17 protein-coding genes are annotated in these 18,129 nt (G+C 35.8%); 9 read left to right on the forward strand and 8 right to left on the reverse strand.

Annotated features, from left to right (window positions below; translation table 11 throughout):
* Window positions 1-23: 23 nt before the first annotated feature.
* A complete protein-coding gene (locus ACFSW4_RS07400) occupies window positions 24-638 on the forward strand; it encodes a YesL family protein (RefSeq protein ID WP_377328419.1) in 615 nt (204 codons plus the stop codon).
* Here the strand turns inward: ACFSW4_RS07400 and ACFSW4_RS07405 are convergent.
* The 4 genes from ACFSW4_RS07405 to ACFSW4_RS07420 form a co-directional block, all read right to left on the reverse strand.
* Complete coding sequence (locus tag ACFSW4_RS07405; RefSeq protein ID WP_377328421.1) at window positions 630-2,741, reverse strand: glycoside hydrolase family 52 protein; 2,112 nt, start codon at window positions 2,739-2,741, stop codon at window positions 630-632. The two genes, ACFSW4_RS07400 and ACFSW4_RS07405, sit on opposite strands and share 9 nt — an antisense overlap.
* A 12-nt stretch (window positions 2,742-2,753) precedes the next feature.
* A complete protein-coding gene (locus ACFSW4_RS07410; RefSeq protein WP_377328423.1) occupies window positions 2,754-3,578 on the reverse strand; it encodes a carbohydrate ABC transporter permease in 825 nt (274 codons plus the stop codon).
* A 14-nt stretch (window positions 3,579-3,592) separates the two neighbouring features.
* A complete protein-coding gene (locus ACFSW4_RS07415; RefSeq protein ID WP_377328425.1) occupies window positions 3,593-4,474 on the reverse strand; it encodes a carbohydrate ABC transporter permease in 882 nt (293 codons plus the stop codon).
* 75 nt (window positions 4,475-4,549) lie between these two features.
* Window positions 4,550-5,833, reverse strand: coding sequence for an extracellular solute-binding protein (locus ACFSW4_RS07420; RefSeq protein ID WP_054752410.1), 1,284 nt, complete (start codon window positions 5,831-5,833; stop codon window positions 4,550-4,552).
* A 150-nt stretch (window positions 5,834-5,983) separates the two neighbouring features.
* Between ACFSW4_RS07420 and ACFSW4_RS07425 the strand changes: the two genes are divergently transcribed.
* The 3 genes from ACFSW4_RS07425 (at window position 5,984) to ACFSW4_RS07435 (ending at window position 9,571) form a co-directional block, all read left to right on the forward strand.
* Window positions 5,984-7,189 carry an ROK family protein gene (locus ACFSW4_RS07425; RefSeq protein ID WP_377328427.1) on the forward strand — a complete coding sequence of 402 codons (1,206 nt, stop codon included), beginning with the start codon at window positions 5,984-5,986 and terminating at the stop codon, window positions 7,187-7,189.
* Window positions 7,190-7,192: 3 nt separating this feature from the next.
* The gene (locus ACFSW4_RS07430) at window positions 7,193-8,212 is read left to right on the forward strand and encodes an aldose epimerase family protein (RefSeq protein ID WP_377328429.1); all 1,020 of its coding nucleotides are present in this window, start codon (window positions 7,193-7,195) and stop codon (window positions 8,210-8,212) included.
* Between the two features lie 204 nt (window positions 8,213-8,416).
* Window positions 8,417-9,571: an endo-1,4-beta-xylanase gene (locus ACFSW4_RS07435; protein WP_377328431.1), complete on the forward strand. Its 1,155-nt coding sequence runs from the start codon at window positions 8,417-8,419 to the stop codon at window positions 9,569-9,571.
* An 83-nt stretch (window positions 9,572-9,654) separates the two neighbouring features.
* On the opposite strand, the gene ACFSW4_RS07440 is transcribed toward ACFSW4_RS07435, so the two are convergent.
* The 3 genes from ACFSW4_RS07440 to ACFSW4_RS07450 form a co-directional block, all read right to left on the reverse strand.
* Window positions 9,655-9,828 carry a hypothetical protein gene (locus tag ACFSW4_RS07440; protein WP_279401379.1) on the reverse strand — a complete coding sequence of 58 codons (174 nt, stop codon included), beginning with the start codon at window positions 9,826-9,828 and terminating at the stop codon, window positions 9,655-9,657.
* Between the two features lie 128 nt (window positions 9,829-9,956).
* Window positions 9,957-12,848 carry a DUF3427 domain-containing protein gene (locus ACFSW4_RS07445; protein WP_377328433.1) on the reverse strand — a complete coding sequence of 964 codons (2,892 nt, stop codon included), beginning with the start codon at window positions 12,846-12,848 and terminating at the stop codon, window positions 9,957-9,959.
* A 21-nt stretch (window positions 12,849-12,869) separates the two neighbouring features.
* Complete coding sequence (locus ACFSW4_RS07450) at window positions 12,870-13,280, reverse strand: (deoxy)nucleoside triphosphate pyrophosphohydrolase (protein WP_377328435.1); 411 nt, start codon at window positions 13,278-13,280, stop codon at window positions 12,870-12,872.
* 153 nt (window positions 13,281-13,433) lie between these two features.
* On the opposite strand from ACFSW4_RS07450, the gene ACFSW4_RS07455 reads away from it, so the two are divergent.
* Together ACFSW4_RS07455 and ACFSW4_RS07460 are read left to right on the forward strand one after the other, a co-directional pair.
* Window positions 13,434-15,344, forward strand: coding sequence for a 3'-5' exonuclease (locus tag ACFSW4_RS07455; protein WP_377328437.1), 1,911 nt, complete (start codon window positions 13,434-13,436; stop codon window positions 15,342-15,344).
* Between the two features lie 11 nt (window positions 15,345-15,355).
* Window positions 15,356-15,682: a nucleoside triphosphate pyrophosphohydrolase gene (locus tag ACFSW4_RS07460; protein ID WP_054752418.1), complete on the forward strand. Its 327-nt coding sequence runs from the start codon at window positions 15,356-15,358 to the stop codon at window positions 15,680-15,682.
* A 73-nt stretch (window positions 15,683-15,755) separates the two neighbouring features.
* Here the strand turns inward: ACFSW4_RS07460 and ACFSW4_RS07465 are convergent, their stop codons facing one another.
* The gene (locus ACFSW4_RS07465; RefSeq protein WP_377328439.1) at window positions 15,756-16,748 is read right to left on the reverse strand and encodes an HNH endonuclease signature motif containing protein; all 993 of its coding nucleotides are present in this window, start codon (window positions 16,746-16,748) and stop codon (window positions 15,756-15,758) included.
* A 227-nt stretch (window positions 16,749-16,975) separates the two neighbouring features.
* Between ACFSW4_RS07465 and ACFSW4_RS07470 the strand changes: the two genes are divergently transcribed.
* Genes ACFSW4_RS07470 through ACFSW4_RS07480 form a run of 3 tightly spaced genes read left to right on the forward strand, consistent with a single transcriptional unit; the run spans window position 16,976 to window position 18,101 of the window.
* Complete coding sequence (locus ACFSW4_RS07470; RefSeq protein WP_054752421.1) at window positions 16,976-17,464, forward strand: hypothetical protein; 489 nt, start codon at window positions 16,976-16,978, stop codon at window positions 17,462-17,464.
* A 27-nt stretch (window positions 17,465-17,491) separates the two neighbouring features.
* Window positions 17,492-17,839, forward strand: a complete 348-nt coding sequence (locus ACFSW4_RS07475) for a DUF4260 domain-containing protein (protein WP_377328441.1) — start codon at window positions 17,492-17,494, stop codon at window positions 17,837-17,839.
* Between the two features lie 10 nt (window positions 17,840-17,849).
* Window positions 17,850-18,101: a hypothetical protein gene (locus ACFSW4_RS07480; protein ID WP_377328443.1), complete on the forward strand. Its 252-nt coding sequence runs from the start codon at window positions 17,850-17,852 to the stop codon at window positions 18,099-18,101.
* Window positions 18,102-18,129 lie beyond the last annotated feature (28 nt).

Below are 18,129 nucleotides of genomic sequence, written 5' to 3' on the forward strand. Positions count from 1 at the left end.
GAAAATAAAGGGGATTCCAAGCGATGAAACAGTTTATTCAATCAATCTACCAACTGACTAATTGGATTATGAGCCTTGTGTATATGAACCTTTTATGGGCTGTATTCACCTTATTAGGCGGAGTGGTGCTTGGAATACTCCCTTCAACTGTTACGCTTTACGCCATATCTAAAAAGTGGATTCAAGGCGATTATAATTTCAAATTACACCAAGAGTTTTGGAAGCATTATAAGTATGTTTTCTTAACCTCAAACAAACTCATTTTAATCGTACTCCCTCTCATATTAATAGCATTTATTAACCTATTATTTATTGTCGAGCAAGGAGCTTTTCAATTGGTACATCTACCTTTTTGGGGAATCTCTTTCTTAGTTGGCATGACATTGTTATATATCATACCAACTTATAACACTTTTGATCTGCCACTATTAGGTATCTTAAAAAACGCTCTATTCATAATGCTCATCAGTCCGATTCAAAATCTGTTATTACTACTTAGTTTAGGTTCTTTACTTGTCATCTACTATTTCATCCCTGGCATTGCTTTCTTTTTTAATGTTAGTGTCTTTGCCTGGCTCAACACGTTTTTTGTCATGGATGCTACGAAACAAGTTTTGGTGAAAAAGCAATCAGTTTGACTCATCCAACCACAGAATACTTGTCACACCACGCGGATAGTATTTACTTGCGGATATTTCACCATTTATAATTTGATCACTCCAACTCCAAATGGATAAGGTAGGATGAGTTAACCATTGAACATGAGCGCGGTCAGCGGCTTGACCTTTTTCATCCCAAGATAATCCTAATATTTCCCTTGCAATATACTGATTAAGGTAAATCTTACTCAACCAAGAGTTTTGACTTGTTGAAGAAATCTTCCATCCACCATCTTCAAATAGACAGACACCTTTAACTAAAACAGTATTCAGATGACGTTTTAAGGCTTTAATATATTGACCGAACTCACCTTCTTCGCTAACAGCATCTGTATCCCCTATATAGTAAGGGTAAACAAGTCCTTCTATGGCAGGAATAATTCTAGATTGATTGTTTTTCTCGATGACAGCTGGAATGAAGCCTTCGTCAGTCACATGAGATACGATTGTATTTGAGCAATTTAAAGCTTGATCTTGGGCAACTTTTGCCAGTTCACCTTCCTCAAATTGTTCGAATAAATTTTTAAGCAAAACATAAGCAGCCCAAGTTTTACTTGCTAAGTAAATGTTGTTGCGACTTTGCCCTAATGAAATATCTAAACTATCATATGTCGTGATTTCCGCACCATTTTTCGTACGGGAAGAATCTAACCCCATAATACCGTTTCGTTTAAACTCTTCTGGGTGATCACGATTTAATAGGCTTTCTAAGCACTCCTCAAAAACGACCTTTTTATCATTGAACCATTCAACATCATTGGTTTTAATAACATATGTGGCAGCTGACAATACCCAATTAAGCAGCTCTTCATGCGTCATATGAGAAAAGCAACCATCAATGTTATATAACTCATATACTGAATACTCAGGACGAGAAAATGTATTTGCGACGCCCATATCATGAGTAAAACTTCTCCCACCTGGGTGACTTTCATTTGAGTCCGGATATTTGACTTCGTCTACGTAGCTATAACGTTCAACATATAAGTCTAGAACATTTCTCATTACCCACGGATTCATCTTCAGCTCATAGAATAACTGATCAACCGTCAAATCAAATGTATTCATCATGCGGTATTCGCCTTCATTGACCACCCATAAAGGCTTTCCATCTCGTTCTAACAGTTGTGTATTCCCATAGTAACTACGAATAGCGTGCGCCATCATAAATTTCTGATCATTATTTAAGGTAGAAGATTCAATTAATTGATTAGATTCTAAACATCGTTCTTTGAACTCATCAAAATGCTCTAATACATAGCTGGATACATCTTCAATATTATTAAATAACTTTGTGTAATAATATGTTGTATCTAAGCCTACCGTTGCCCAACCATCCCTAAAAAATGAAATACAGATTGGATACGTTGCCACTTCACCAGCAGGAACATCAAATATAAGAGCACCTACTGTTCCAAGCCCAAATGTCCAATTGTCCTCATCACTTTCTAGCAAAATATCTTCCATACTAAAATGCATTGCAGATGTCGCTTGAGAGTCGTTTGTTGAGATGGCTGTCAATCTCCCTTGACCTACACCAACCAACGAACTTGTGTCATCTAATCGTCTCATTGAACTGTACGGATCATTTCCTTCATATCCAAAAAACGCTCGTCTTGGTTTCTTACCATTTCGGTTATCAATCTTAAGTTCAGCAAAAACCGCTGGCACAGTCACCTTCTTAAGCTCATCTTCTGAAGCATGATTAGGCTCTGGAATTGGTTTAGCCTGAGTATAAACCGTAAAAGTTAAATCTCCTGCTTTCCAAGTATCGGACCCTAAGTTAAAATCACGTTTAATCTGATCTTTTTTAAACGCTTTAATGACATCTGGTTTATCTGGGTTAGGATCTGGATTTTCGATATCAAATCTCAGACTCTCATCTTCCTTACCCTCAAAAAATGGAAGAGTATCGTATCGGTTCTCGTCTTCTAACGATTCCAGCCCGATAAACACACTTTTTCGAGGAGGTTTTGCCATCTCTAAATCAAAACCACCGCCTGCTCCTGGGAAACCTAGAGTAAAACTTGCAAAAGACCCAATAGGTGAATGATGTGCATTAAAAAACATATTTTCTGGCATATTTCACTCCTCCTAACCTTTTAAAGCGCCTGCTGATATACCATCAATGATTTTGTTACTGAAAAAGATAAATGCAATTAAAATTGGAATAACACTAATCATTAAAGTTGCACCAATAGCTCCCCAATCTGTCATATACTGACCGACAAAGTTTTGGATTCCTACGGTTAATGTTTTAAAACGATCAGAGCTAATAAATGTGTTAACAAAGACATATTCGTTCCAGTTAAAAATCATATTTATAATTACTGTCGTTGTAATAACAGGTGTTGTTAAAGGCAGAATCACAGTAAAAAACATTCTATTAATAGAACAGCCATCCACAATGGCTGCTTCTTCAATCTCTCGAGGTAATGTGTAGTAAAAACCTAGCAAAATCATCACTGTGATTGGTAGGTTGTAAGCTGTATATGTTAGAACAATTGATAACGGATGGTCGATTAAGTTAACTTCTAAAAACATTTTAAATAATGGAATTAAAGAAGAATGTACTGGTATCATAAGACCTACCATAATAAGCCCTAATACCACACCATTTAACTTCCATTTCATTCTTGTAATCGCAAACGTCGCCATACTTGCAATTAAGATAGTTAATATAATAGAAGACACTGTAATCCAAACACTGTTAAAAAAGTAGACACCAATATTCCCATCTGTCCATACCTTTAAGTAATTCTCCCATTTCGGATCTTCCGGAAGAGCAAATGGAGATTTACCAAAGATTTCGTTAGTATCTTTTAGCGAGAACTTTAATAACCAAACTAACGGATAAATCTGAAAGACAGCCACGATTGCTAAAAATAAATATAGTAAGAAATACAATATTTTACGCATAGTAAAGTTCACTCCTAATATTGAACTTCGTCGTTTTCATGAGAGGTCAGTTTTCTTATGATATACGTCGTGATGAGCGTGATAATCAGTAAGAAGAAAGCTATCGCACTACCATAGCCAAAATTATTACTACTAAAAGCTTCTTTATACATGTAAGAGGCCATAACCTCACTATGACCATTAGGACCGCCACCAGTCATAACCCAAATTAAGTCGAAATACTTTAATGACCCGACAATAGCTAAGACAATGGTGACCTTAATAATCCCAGCAATTAAAGGCAACTTGACCTTAAGTGCGATTTGCAGAGGTGAAGCCCCATCAATACGGGCTGCTTCAATTAATTCATTAGGTACATTCTTTAATGCCGCATAATAAATCAAAATGTAAAAACCAGCGTACTGCCATAAAATTGGTATGAAAATGGCATATAGGACAATCTGTGGGTCAGCTAACCAATCTGGTGTATTCTCTATTCCAAAAAAACCTAAAAAACTATTTAACATCCCATTGGAAGGATGGTAAATCTTCAGCCACAACTGAGCGATAGCTACTGATGATAACAACATAGGAATCAAATAAACTTTCCTTAAAAAATCGCTACCCTTAATTTTAGAATCTAGAATCATTGAAATTAGTAGATAAATAACTAAGCTGGCTGTCGAGAAGACAGCTAATAAAAACGAATGAAAAACACTGTCCCAAAACTTTTTATCCACTAATAATTCTTTATAGTTTTCAAGCCCAATGAAAGTCATTGACCCTATTCCACTCCAATCCATCAGACCATAATACCCAGTCAGTACGATTGGAACGAAAATAAAGACTGAAACCATAAGAAGTGCCGGTAGGATATAGAGAGCAATCATTAATTTGTTCGACATAACTTTATCCATTAGGAATCGCCCTTCTTTTATGTATTAGTGGAAAAGGAACATACCAACTTTGGCATGCCCTTTTCAATATTATTCTTACTCCATCGCTGCCTCATGTTCTTCTGCGAATTCTTCAGGTGATACTTCGTTACCAAACAGTCCCTGAATAAGATCTAGATGTGTCTGAGCTGCATCAGGTGACATTTGAACATCAGCAAATAATGTAATATTACTTGCATTATTTAGGTCATTTAATACATCAATGTACATTTGATGTAATTCAACTTCATCTGTGTCAACTTTTGTTGCTGGAATAACACCCGCATTTGATACAGCATCTTCTCCCCAGTTTTCAACAAAGTACTGAACAAATTCTTTCGCTTCATCTTTAACTTCGGAATTTTCAGATACAAATAACCCAACACCTGGACCACCTACAAAGCTGCTTGGATCTCCGTTTCCATTAACCGTAGGAAACTTGAAATAATCAATTGAATCCCTAACTTCTTGCGGAACATCTTCACTTGTTGTGTAATTAGGAAGATCCCACGAACCAATTAAGTACATGGCAGCTTGTTCATTGATAAACATGCTCTTCGCTTCTTGGTCACCTAATCCGTTATAACCTTTAATGAACGCATTCTTATCAACTAAATTCTGAATTTCTTCAGCTGCACTAACAAAGGCTTCATTCGTAAAGCTTTCATCACCATTAATGGCATCTGTTAATAATGTTGGTCCACCAATTCGATCAGCTAAGTACATGTACCACAATGAACCTGTCCAGGCATCCTTATTTCCTAAAGCAATTGGTGCTACGTCATTTTCCCTTAACACCTCAACGACATTTACGAACTCTTCATAGGTCTTTGGCGCCTCTAACCCATGCTCTTCAAAAATTGCCTGGTTATAAAAGACTGGAGCGATGTTTAATTCTAAAGGCAGACCATAAGCCGTGTCCTCAAAACTATAAGCATCAACAGTACCCGGAACAAATAGGTCACCAAATTCACCATCTAAGATATCGTTTAAGGATGCGAATTGACCTCCTTCAACAAATGGTTCCATGTAACCTGCAGCCCAAGTCATCCCGACATCAGGAAGTTCATCTGATGATGATAATACTTGAACTTTTTCCTTATACTGTTCATTACTTAATACTTCTAAGTCAATCGTTACTCCAGGATTTTCACTTTCGAAACCTTCTATGATGTCGTTAACAATATTGTGATGAGCCGTTGAATTCCCTTCAGGCCATAAATGCATAAATTCAATGACTTTCCCATCACCATTACTTTCCTCTCCCTCATTCGAACAAGCAGTTAACACTAAGAAGCACGACATAATCAAAACCATCAATGAAACCGCTTTCCTTTTCATCCTAAAAAAATCCCCCTTGAAAAAATTCTGAATTTTAACTAAAGTATAACAATACCAACTTAGTTTGTCTAGTGGCTAAACAAAGTTATTTAAATATTTTAAATTTGATAGTATAATAAGCATTAATCAAAGTTGTTAAAGGAGATTAACATGTATAATTTCAGTAGTAAGACGTTTAATCAATATGAAGTCAAAAAGGGAAACAAATCACTAGTGCTTGAGGCAATTAAAAACTATTCCCCCATTTCTCGGGCATCCATTGCAGAAAGAACTCAACTTAATAAAGGAACTGTCTCTTCTTTAGTTAACGAACTAGTGGAAGATAAGATCGTAACTGAAACAGGTCCAGGGCAATCATCTGGCGGCAGACGTCCGATTATGCTTCTATTCAATTCAAACGCTGGCTATTCAATAGGAATAGATATCGGCGTAAATTATTTATTAGGTATATTAACCAATCTAAATGGTGAGATCTTGACTGAAAAGAAAATTACCCTAAACGACCACGATTTTAAAAACGTCATGGCTCAAGTTCGTTCCATTGTTGATCACCTTAAAACTAGTATACAGCCTACTCCTTACGGTTTAGTTGGAATTGGTGTCGGTGTTCCTGGCGTTGTTCACAAGAACGGAACTGTATTATTAGCTCCAAATCTAGGGTGGAGTAACGCTCCATTAAAAGAGCATATGGAAAGTACATTCAAGGTTCCTGTAACGATTGAAAACGAAGCAAATGCTGGCGCATACGGAGAAAAAATTTACGGCGTTGGGAAAGGACACGATAACATCGCCTACATTAGTGCAGGAATCGGTATTGGAGTTGGACTCATTATAAATGGTCAGCTGTACAAAGGTGACAACGGCTTTTCTGGAGAGATGGGGCATATGACCATTGAGTTAGATGGTAAACTGTGCAGATGTGGTAATCGTGGGTGCTGGGAGCTTTACGCTTCAGAACAAACAATTATCGAAAAAGCGATGGAGTCAGGAATTTCAAAAGAAGAAGCAACACTTGAAAATCTCACACATTTAGCAGAACAAGGAAACGCCATGGCTAATCAAATCTTTTCTGATATAGGTGAACTGCTCGGAATAGGAATTACTAATATTATCAACACGTTTAATCCAGAACAAATCATTATCGGTAATCGCTTAGCTATGGCTAACAATTGGATCAAGCCTTCATTGGACCGAAAACTAAAGCACAACTTACTCTCTTTTTTCCATGACGATCTATCGCTTCAATTTTCAACATTAAATAGTTATTCTGCTTCACTGGGAGTCAGTGCTTTTACCATTGAAAATTTTCTAATGATTAGTTTAACGAACGGGACAAATATGACATTTGGGTGGTAAATTATGGAAATCGAACAACGAAACGTTCTCAATAAATGGACGGAGTATACATTGACCAATGACCATGGAATATCAATTAGTCTTTTGAACTATGGTGCCACTATTACCAAATGGTTAGCTCCAGATCAAAACGGAAATCTCAAAAATATTGTTTTAAGTTATGATGATTACGAAATGTATGAAGAGAACCCATTATTTTTAGGGGCTGTCATCGGAAGAGTCGCAGGTCGCATTAAGGAATCAACTTTTTCAATAGGCAATAACACTTATAACCTTGAGAAAAATGATGGTCAACATCACTTGCATGGTGGAAGCAAAGGATTGCACCACCACTTGTGGGAGGCAACGTCTTTCGCAAAAGAAAATGCCGTTAGCGTTAAAATGAAAACTAAAGCAAATAGATCAGAAGACGGATATCCTGGGAATGTTGATATAATAGTGACTTATACGCTTTCAAACGACAATCAATTAACGATTGAATACGAAGGACATCCAAATCAAGAAACACCAATAGCTTTAACTAATCATACTTATTTCAACTTAACGGGCAATGCGAAACAAACGGCCGAGAATCATCATGTAACGTTCACTTCTTCCAAGATGCTTGAACTAAACTCAGACTTAATCCCAACAGGGCAATTACTCGATGCTAGTAATACCTTTGATTTCACCCAAGGTCGGACTTTAAAAGAAGGAATGTTGTCTAAGCATGAACAGCATCAAATAGCTGGTGGAGGCTATGATCACTACTTTATATTTGATGAGAACCCAACTATTCAAGTTGTAGAACCACAATCAGGACGTCGGTTGTTAATCGAGACAAATCAGCCAGGAATGATTTTATACTCTGGAAATAATATTGATGATCAAGTTCAGGTTAATCAACAAACTGGCAAAAAGTATTTAGGTGTATGCTTTGAGACACAAGCACACCCCGCAAGTCTACATGGGGCACCATTACCACCGATCTTGACTTCACAAAGATACTATCAACGAACTACTTATACAGTTCTAACTAGTTAAATAACACTATTACAATTGACTTATTTTTATAAAAACTTTGTTCATCCAATGGACAAATTAAGTTTCGCCAGTATAATGAAAAATAGATTTAGACAGAAAATTTCGATAAACACCTCTCTTCATAAGGGCTACTTTAATATGAAAGGAGGTTTATTTTGCAGCAATAATGTAAGCCCTTTCATAACTTTAAAAGGAGTTGTTTTGATGCACAAAAGGATCAAAAAGACTTTTATAACTACAATGGCTTTAAGTTTAGTACTGCCATTCAGCATGAACCACATCACGACTGCTGATTCTGCACCTCACGGATTAGAGGTTGAACCTTTGAAAGAGCGTTATGAAGATTCATTTGAGATCGGTGCAGCTGTTGAACCATATCAATTAGAAGGAACACATGGCGAAATGTTAAAGCACCACTATAACAGCATTACCGCTGAAAACGTTATGAAGCCCATTAATATCCAACCTGAAGAAGGAAAATTTAACTTTGAAGAGGCGGATAAAATTGTTAAATTCGCAAAGGAAAACGACATGAAGCTCCGCTTTCACGCACTCGTTTGGCACAGCCAAGTTCCAGAATGGTTCTTCTTAGACAGGAAAGGAAACCCAATGGTTGAAGAGACTGACCCTAAACAACGCGAAAAAAACAAAAAATTACTTTTGAAACGACTAGAAAAGCACATTAAGAAAATTGTTTTGCGTTATAGAGACGAAGTAGATTACTGGGATGTCGCTAACGAAGTCATTGATGAATACGCTAGTAATGACAGAGGGTTACGTGAGAGTAAATGGTATCAAATTACTGGAACTGACTACATCAAAACTGCATTTAAAACAGTAAGAAAATACGCTGGAGAAGATGCCAAACTGTATATCAATGATTACAATACACACGCAGGTCAAAAAGCAGATTTACTATATAACCTTGTAAGGGATTTATTAGAACAAGGCGTTCCAATTGATGGAGTTGGTCATCAGTCCCATATACAATTGGACTGGCCACAAACGGATGAGATCATAGAATCAATGGAAATGTTTGCAGAGTTAGGCTTAGATAACCAAATTACAGAATTAGATGTTAGCATTTACGGCTGGCCACCAACTGGAGCTTATCCAACTTATGAAGCTATTCCAGAAGAAGTCCACTTAGCCCAAGCCGAACGGTATAATGAGTTATTCCAAGCTTTTGAAGAACATGATGATATTATTAGCAATATCACTTTCTGGGGAATTGCAGATGACCACACTTGGCTAGATGACCGAGCAGAAAACTATAATGACGGTATTGGTAAAGATGCCCCGTTTGTCTTTGACATTAATTTCAATGTAAAACCAAGTTACTGGTCTATTATAGATTAAGCAAAACCACCCGTGCGAACGGGTGGTTTGATAGTTTATTACTGCTAAGTATAGAGAGAGAATCTAGCACTATTTAATGATTTTTAAATAGTATAAAAGAACACAACTACCGCGACCAACTGAGCTACAAAACTGACCTGCATGTAAATAAAAGCCATCTTGGCATTATCTTTCTTTCTAGCGTAGTGTCGACTAACTAGCCAAGCGACACCTGCTAATAGCACTAATAAAAGAAATAATATCTTCAGTGGTTCCATTTAACATGCCCCCTTTACGAATTTATAGTATATTCTTATTCGCCTTAGGCACTAAATATGGTGGCATTTTTTCTCTAAGTTCCCAGATGAAGAAAGTAGTAAAAACCCCTACTAGTCCTAAATATCAATTATTCATCCCTTATATATTTAAACAACCTATATTCAACAGGGTTTTCTAGCAACATATTCATATGCACAACTGGTATCTCTTTTCCGTGTTTATCCAACATACGATCTTGTATCACGGTAGACTTATCTGGTTTTGCTCTACCTAAATAATAAAAATCCTTACCTTCATCATCATCTTTTTTGATGAATATATGGATATCAAGACCATTCTCTTCAGCTTGTATGATCTTCTGAACTTCTTTGGATTCTAAGGTTCTATTACTACGCGTGTACCATTTGAAAACTTCCGGACTAATTAATTCATCACCATAATCGATACTAGATTCAACGTCTTCTTTGTGGTAAGTAACAAATATTGGGCATGTTCCGTGCTTCACTTTATAACCATAAACTGTGGAACTTTCATCTTGCTCCCAATTTAAGAGTTTACAGGCATCTTTCCTTGAATATTTTTCATATAAAGTAAAAGGCTCATCACAGCGGTACCCTTTTGATTTCTCTTTTGATGTATTCAAAATGTCCAACACTAACTTTCTAAAGTATTCATTGTTATTGATAGCTCTTGAGAGTGTAGAGTTAAGTGTTATAGCTTGTCCATTAAATTCTAAAATGGACTCGCCACCGTACTTTTTAATATCGTTACTCTTGAAAAAGGATAAGCTATATATACTTTTAACGGATTCAATTGAGTCTTGATCTGTCTGACAACCCAGCTCATGAAGTCTATTAATATAGGTACTTTCATTTATCTCACCGCTTCTTATTACTAATTCAAGTAGAGCTATTTCATGAAGTCGTTTACCATTAATCAATTCTTTAGACAACATGGTTAACACTTGATATTCATGTATATCTATAGGCGGCAGATCCTTTTCTTTAACCTTTAATAAAAAGTCATAGTAATTATCATATTTATCAACTATCACCTCTGGATCAATAGAATTGTTCTTCCAAAAGTCAATTAAATAAGGAGTTTCACCTAACTTGTTCTTCAGTTGTTGGAACTCGTCTTTTAGTATTTTTAGTTGTGATAAGTTTTCATTATTAATAGAGTCATAGATTCGTTTCTTAGCAACCTCTTCAAAGTTAATTGTTGACACACCAGTAATGTAACTTGTATCAACTGTTTTACGCCTTATATTATCCTTGTTTTGCGAACGATCCCCAGAGAGGGCAACTGGGATTAGGTAATTCTTTTTGTAATTACCAATAAAATCAATAATTGTGACAAACTCTTTAGTATCATGCTTTCTCAAACCGCGTCCTAATTGTTGGACAAAGATTATACTCGATTGAGTCTGTCTTAACATGACAACTTGGTTAATACTTGGGATGTCTATACCTTCATTAAAAATATCAACCGTTAAAATGTAATCTAACTCTTCATTTTCCAGTTTTTCAACACAATCAAGTCGATATTCTTGTGAATCATCTCCCGTTAGTGCTACCGTTTTTAAACCTCTGTCATTCAACGATTCTGAAAGTTTATTGGCTTCATCTTTTCTGCTACAAAACATTAAACCTCTAACTTTCTTACCTGAATATCCATAGTAATTAACTTTATCTAGTATGTGATCAACCCGCTCATTAGTTACAAGTTTAGCAAGCTGTGTTGTTTCATCAATTGTTTCACCATTAATTTCAAAATCCGTCACACCAAAATAATGAAATGGACAAAGCATATCCTCTTCCAAAGCTTCTTGTAACCGTATTTCATATGCAATGTTGTAATCAAATAACTCATAAATATTAAAATCATCGGTTCTCTCTGGAGTCGCAGTCATCCCCATCAAAAACTCTGGTTCAAAATATTCTATGACTTTTTGGTAAGACTTCGCACCTGCTTTGTGTACTTCATCAACCAATATATAGTCAAACGAACTCGGATCAAGAGAACTTAAAGTTTCATCTTTAGAAATCGATTGAATCGTGGCAAATAAATATCTAGCATTAAGGTCCTTGCTTGAACCACTTAAGAATCCGTAATCCTCGTCTTTACCACCCAATATTGTTCTAAAGTCCTCTTTGGCCTTCTTTAAGATTTGCTCTCTATGAACAATAAATAGCATTCGCTTTGGCGCATATTTTCTTACATCAAAAGCAGATAAAAACGTTTTCCCAGTTCCTGTTGCTGATACGACTAATCCTTTATCATGCCCAGCATCTCTTACTGCTTGAATCTCACTTAATGCAGCAACCTGCATTTTATTTGGTTTTATTTCCATGGATTTCTCAATTGAATTAACTTGATAAGCTTCAGGCAACTCTATGACTTTATCAACATACTCTTCTTTGGACATAGGTTTATACTGCTTCTCATAACTTTCAATCCACTCACTTGTTAGAGGTTGAGCACAATTCCATATCTCCTCAAATTGGTTTTTAAAGTGATTAATTAAATCACCATTATCATAAGAAGTTAGTTTCACATTCCACTCATGGTTAACCTTCAACGCTTGAGCTGTTAAGTTTGAGCTTCCTATGATCAGTGAGTGATACGAGTCATGCTCGAATATGTACCCTTTCGCATGGAAACCTTCCACATCTGTTAGTCGCACCTCAACATTAGTAACTTTTAATAATTCTTTAAAAACTTTTGGTTGATTAAAGTGTAAAAACGTAGATGTGAGGATTTTTCCATTTATACCTTTTCTTTTAAGGTCCAGCAGCAATGATTTCAGTGTTGCTAGACCACTTTCTGTTATGAAAGCAACAGAAAATATAAACGTATTACAGTTCTCTAACTCCTCATGAAACGTAGAAAGAACACTTTCTTTACTCTTTTGATTATTTATTAATAATTGCGGTTCATATCTATTCGTACTCTTTACATTCCGATCTATAAACCCTTTTCTTAAAGAACTTTCAATATCTTTAATCAATTCCTCCATTGCACTATCACCCTCACAAACCTAGTACTTTTCAATTATAAGTTGATCCCGTTCAATTTTCTTTATTGCTGGTATATCTGCAGGTGCCCAGTCCAATTTAGAAAGTTCCTCAGGTTTTAACCATTTAATACTTTCATGTTCTGTTAAAATTGGTTCACCACTAACAAGTTTGCAGTAGTACGTGGTTAAATGGACAATTCCAAAATCATATTCATATACCGTTTGTTCAACCTTTTCTCCTATTTCTACTTCACATTTGAATTCTTCATTAATTTCACGAATCAGTGCATCTTGAGGAGACTCATTTTTTTCAATTTTACCACCTGGGAATTCCCACTTTAATGCAAGGGTCGAGTCAATCCCCCTTTGTGCGCATAAAATATTACCGTCTTTTATAATTACTGCCCCAACCACAAATATGTCTTTTTTCATTTTTATTCCTCCGAACTTAATTAGCAGTTAATACCTTGTCTTATTATAACAAAATGTAAATATTAAGATAAAACAACCATTTTTCCACTGTTTTACCGATTTCAACCCAAATTATGTTAAAATAATGTCAACTTATGTTAGAAGGTGACGTTTATGGCACAGACCGTACCAGAGGTAATTAAACGAACAGCTACAGCTGGTGAGCGTCTATTATTTCATACATTAAAAAATTACTTACCAGACGACTATCTGGTTTACTACGAACCTGAGATTCACGGCAGACGACCTGACTTTGTCATTATAGGCCCTGATCTTGGGTTAATTGTGCTTGAAGTTAAGGACTGGACGTTAGGAACGATTGTCCAGGCGACGAAAGACGAATGGACTATATTTGGAAAAAATCAGCAACAAGCTTTCGAGAAAAATCCATATAAAAAAGCAGAAGAATTCACTTACCATATTATGAACTTCTTAAAACAAGATACGAATCTCATCCAAACTGAAGGCCGCAATATGCATAAGTTAAAATTCCCTTGTGGATATGGGGCTGTCTTTACAAGACTACATACGACTGATATGACAAAGCATTCGTTATACAACGTGATCAGTCCACAATTCTGCCTGGCACGTAATGAAATTGACCCTGACAATGAAGATTTTTCGGAAGAAGTGATAATTGAAAAAATCATTAATATGTTTAAAATTCCATTCAGATTGCGTGAACCTTTAAGTAATGATGATATTAGTGCTATTAGAGGAAATCTACTTCCTGAGGTTAGAATTAGCGCTGACTATCGGGATCCCGTTCCACATCAAGACCAAATACTACTTTCAATGCACAACCTTAAAACGATGGATATTCACCAAGAGAATTACGCAAAAAACATTGGTGATAAAAATAGACTGATTCGTGGTGTCGCAGGCAGTGGTAAAACGCTTATCCTTGCAACCCGCGCAGCCTTATTAGCAAGAGAAAACCCTGACTGGAACATCTTAGTACTATGTTACAACATTTCACTCTCAAGATACCTTCAACAGCTGATCGATATAAAAGTCAAGGAAGTGCAACACGAAGGTGCACAAGCGTCACTATTTGAACCAGACGAAGAACAAACATCTGAAGGTAAAATTGACGTTTATAACTTTCACTCTTTACTTAAAAACAAGCTTAAGGTTAGTGAACAACAACTACCGAATCTAATTGAAACATTAAAGTCTAATAATCAACTAATTGAAAAGTACGACGCTGTGTTAATTGATGAAGGGCAGGACTTTAAACAAGAATGGCTTCAGCTTGTGAGTTATCTCCTAAACCCTAGAACCCAGTCCCTATTATTAGTGGAGGATCGGGCCCAAGAGATTTATAAACGAAAACGTTCTTACGTCCAAGATACAGGACTGAACTTCCGAGGACGATCTAAAATCTTGTCAATCAATTACCGTAACACTCAACAAATCGTTCGTTTCGCATGGGAATTTTACCAAAGAAACTCTACGCTAAAAGACAAAGTTGTGGAACAAGGTTTTGAAGGTGAAATCATAGCACCGAAGACGACGCCTAGAAAAGGGCCCGAGCCATTTATCTATAAAGCTAATAACTTTAAAGATGAAATGCAAAAGGTCACTCAAATTATTAAGAAGTTACACGATAAAGAAAAAGTCCCTTATGATGAAATGGTCATATTATATCGCGTAAAAAGGCTATCATCTAAGGATTATATTGGAACCATCCAACACACCTTAAAGCAACAAGACATACCACACTATTGGATCAGCGAAAGTCCAGAAACTAAACGTAATTACGTCAAAAACGACCAACAAGTCAAAATTAGCACCATCGAATCCAGTAAAGGACTAGACTTCCAAGCCGTTTTCATCGTTAATGTTGATAATATGCCTTTCTTTTTAGAGGAAGATGAGAACCGAGAAGCGTCATTATTGTACATTGCCATGACACGAGCACATAAATTCCTGTCACTCAGTTATTCCGGCGAATCGAAGTTCACAAAGTATTTGGATGAGATAAAAGATGAATTGAAAAAGGAAAAAAAAGATAGTGTGTGAGGAGGTGTTATATGCCTAAATATAACAAACTTATAAGAGACAAGATCCCTGAGATTATGGAGAAGCAGGGATTAAATTATAAAACAAGAGTTTTAAATGATGATGATTACGAACTAGAGATTAAACGCAAGTTATCTGAAGAAGTAAATGAATATTTTGATTCTGAGGAGAACCATAATTCTCTAGAAGAACTGGCAGATGTGCTGGAACTCCTCCATTCACTTTCTGAAATTCATGGCGAAGATATCTATAAAGTTGAAGAAATTAGAAAACAAAAAGCCTTAGAACGTGGTGGGTTTAAAGAAAAAATCTATTTAATAGAGGTTGAAGATTCGTGAGAATTTTTCTACTCCACAAAGTTTAATTTTGTGGAGTAGTTTTCTATTGCTGCTTATAACTAATGGTATAAGACTAACGATTATTAGGCACCCAAATCTCATCAAATCCATTTCGGATAGAATAGTCGTATAGCATTATAATCTTTTTATCTTTATAATTATTTAACACTTTCTTTGACTCATTTACTTTCTCTACTAATTCTTCATTTCGGTCAATGATAGAGTTTAAATAACTCCGTTCAGGCAGTTTATCTCTCTTTGAATTATTACAGTTCCTACATGACAGAACCAGATTCCAAATCTGATCGGACTGAACAAACGACCAAGGGATAAAATGGTCTACTTCAGTTTGACTGTTGCTCTTTGAAAGATCTTTTCCACAATAAAAGCAGCTAGCTTCAAAATAATGAAGCAGGATTTCTTCAAAAGGTTTTAAAGAGCTGCGTTTAGCGATAGTCTCCACTTTTTCTAAAAGATAATTAATATTAGGTACTTCGTTTAACTCTTCAATCATTCTTGCCATATGATAGTTTGTTAGATTTGTCAAAAGTAGCTGGTATCTTAACATAAATTGATGAACAGCAGGTTTAAGCCTGAAGTACTCACGTTTATGGTCAAAAGCATAGAATTGACCTTTTGTATCCCCATACAATGCTCCAAATACATTTGTTTTCATCACTGACTTAATTTTTGACACTAATTTTAATTGGAGCCTATCATTTATTTTATCGAAGCTAAACTCACTTGGTATCGCATGTTTCATCTGAAACTCTAATATGTCAGTGACTGCTTTAGCATTTCCATTACCTCTGTTCTGTTTGACTAAGTCATGGTGAACAACTAAATTCCAATAAACTTTCGTGAAACCGTAAGCTAATTGGTCATAAGTTAATTCGAAATCATCATTAACTTGATATAAATTTTCAATAATAGATTTAATTAATGCGTATTTATACGTTGAAGACTTCACCGATTTAGGAGATAACACTATCGTTAAAATTCTCCAAACATCTTCATCTGTAAGGTACTCTTCATTTAATTCTCCGACCTTTAATTTATGACTCATGTTATCACTCTCAATTTGCGTAAAAATTTCCAATTATTTATTCTGCTTCTATTTTACCACTAGAAAAACCTTTTTCAAAAACCTCCCCCAAACATATAGTCATTTTTCTCTAATACCGTTATACTAATATTTGGAATAGTTAGCAAATATTATTTCGTTAATCGAAAGACTTTTAACTTTTTAATTTAGTGTTTTATATAAATAGGATGAACGAAAGGGCGAACGGTATGAAAAAGGTTAAACAAACCATCATCACCACATTAACAATATTGCTTTCAGCTTGGATTCTATATGGACAGCTAAACGCCAGTTCACAGCCTCATGAAGCTGTAGAAAAGGCTGCTAAAAAGGAAGGTATTCACTTAAATGAAACGGCCATCACGCATTTAGAGGATAATCATGCGTATACATTATATTATACGGATGATTCTTACGGTTTTGCCTTAACGGAGAAAAATATGTTTGGATGGAAGGTCGTGAATTTCATTGAAGGGCTACCACTAACGGAGGCTCTTGCGAATTACGGTTACTCATTCAGTAATGGTGTGATGCACGGGATTGTGACGTCATTTGTCTCAGGTGTTCAAATTGGGGAACAAGGTTCTAACATTCAAAATGTCCCTGGTCAGAACTTACGCGTATGGTATAACGTAAACGTAACACCTGAAGATGCGAAAAGTATAAAATTTATTAGTAAGAATGGTTTGGAGTTTTAATAACTTAAGAAACCGAGGTGAGATTATGTGAGCAAAATTTTGCTGCATTTAGAAGGACTTACGGTACTTGTTATTAGTTTGTACATCTATAATGAACTAGATTTCAGTTGGATCATGTTTATCATTCTATTATTAGCACCCGACCTTGGTATGTTAGGTTATTTAATAAACCCTAAGATTGGTTCCGTGATCTATAACTTATGTCATACTTACCTCACCCCAGCTTTACTACTAGGCGTAGCACTCATTTTTTCATCCTCTTTCATGCTTGCCATTTCCATCATATGGGTTGCCCATATTGGAATGGACCGCGGAATTGGGTATGGACTCAAGTACCCTAGTAGTTTTAAAGATTCACATTTAACTAGAGTTTAGGAGCTTGTTTATGATTCGTTTTCTATCTATTTTCGTCATGTTAGTACAACTAGTGATTATCTATTTCTGGATCTTTGATTGGACCAAGCTCGTTACTACCATCGGCTTGTCCTTTTGGGGCGGGGCTATTATATTAGGCGTGACATTTTATTACTTTGGAAAAGGTAAAATGAAGCGTTTAATTCTATTTACGACTCTGATTACCATTTTCTTTGCAGCTGTTGCTATTTTCATCGAACTTGCGACGAGTTCGATGCCTTAATAATTGCGATGTTACAAACTACGGAGGG

The sequence above is a fragment of the Piscibacillus salipiscarius genome (assembly GCF_042685285.1).
Lineage (GTDB): Bacteria > Bacillota > Bacilli > Bacillales > Alkalibacillaceae > Piscibacillus > Piscibacillus salipiscarius.

Coding starts and splice junctions, on each gene's coding strand:
- ACFSW4_RS07425 (WP_377328427.1), top strand. CDS start 5,984: ATGTATAATTTCAGTAGTAAGACGTTTAATCAATATGAAGTCAAAAAG.
- ACFSW4_RS07415 (WP_377328425.1), bottom strand. CDS start 4,474: ATGGATAAAGTTATGTCGAACAAATTAATGATTGCTCTCTATATCCTA.
- ACFSW4_RS07440 (WP_279401379.1), bottom strand. CDS start 9,828: ATGGAACCACTGAAGATATTATTTCTTTTATTAGTGCTATTAGCAGGT.
- ACFSW4_RS07410 (WP_377328423.1), bottom strand. CDS start 3,578: ATGCGTAAAATATTGTATTTCTTACTATATTTATTTTTAGCAATCGTG.
- ACFSW4_RS07405 (WP_377328421.1), bottom strand. CDS start 2,741: ATGCCAGAAAATATGTTTTTTAATGCACATCATTCACCTATTGGGTCT.
- ACFSW4_RS07450 (WP_377328435.1), bottom strand. CDS start 13,280: ATGAAAAAAGACATATTTGTGGTTGGGGCAGTAATTATAAAAGACGGT.
- ACFSW4_RS07420 (WP_054752410.1), bottom strand. CDS start 5,833: ATGAAAAGGAAAGCGGTTTCATTGATGGTTTTGATTATGTCGTGCTTC.
- ACFSW4_RS07470 (WP_054752421.1), top strand. CDS start 16,976: ATGAAAAAGGTTAAACAAACCATCATCACCACATTAACAATATTGCTT.
- ACFSW4_RS07445 (WP_377328433.1), bottom strand. CDS start 12,848: ATGGAGGAATTGATTAAAGATATTGAAAGTTCTTTAAGAAAAGGGTTT.
- ACFSW4_RS07435 (WP_377328431.1), top strand. CDS start 8,417: ATGCACAAAAGGATCAAAAAGACTTTTATAACTACAATGGCTTTAAGT.
- ACFSW4_RS07455 (WP_377328437.1), top strand. CDS start 13,434: ATGGCACAGACCGTACCAGAGGTAATTAAACGAACAGCTACAGCTGGT.
- ACFSW4_RS07430 (WP_377328429.1), top strand. CDS start 7,193: ATGGAAATCGAACAACGAAACGTTCTCAATAAATGGACGGAGTATACA.
- ACFSW4_RS07460 (WP_054752418.1), top strand. CDS start 15,356: ATGCCTAAATATAACAAACTTATAAGAGACAAGATCCCTGAGATTATG.
- ACFSW4_RS07465 (WP_377328439.1), bottom strand. CDS start 16,748: ATGAGTCATAAATTAAAGGTCGGAGAATTAAATGAAGAGTACCTTACA.
- ACFSW4_RS07480 (WP_377328443.1), top strand. CDS start 17,850: ATGATTCGTTTTCTATCTATTTTCGTCATGTTAGTACAACTAGTGATT.
- ACFSW4_RS07400 (WP_377328419.1), top strand. CDS start 24: ATGAAACAGTTTATTCAATCAATCTACCAACTGACTAATTGGATTATG.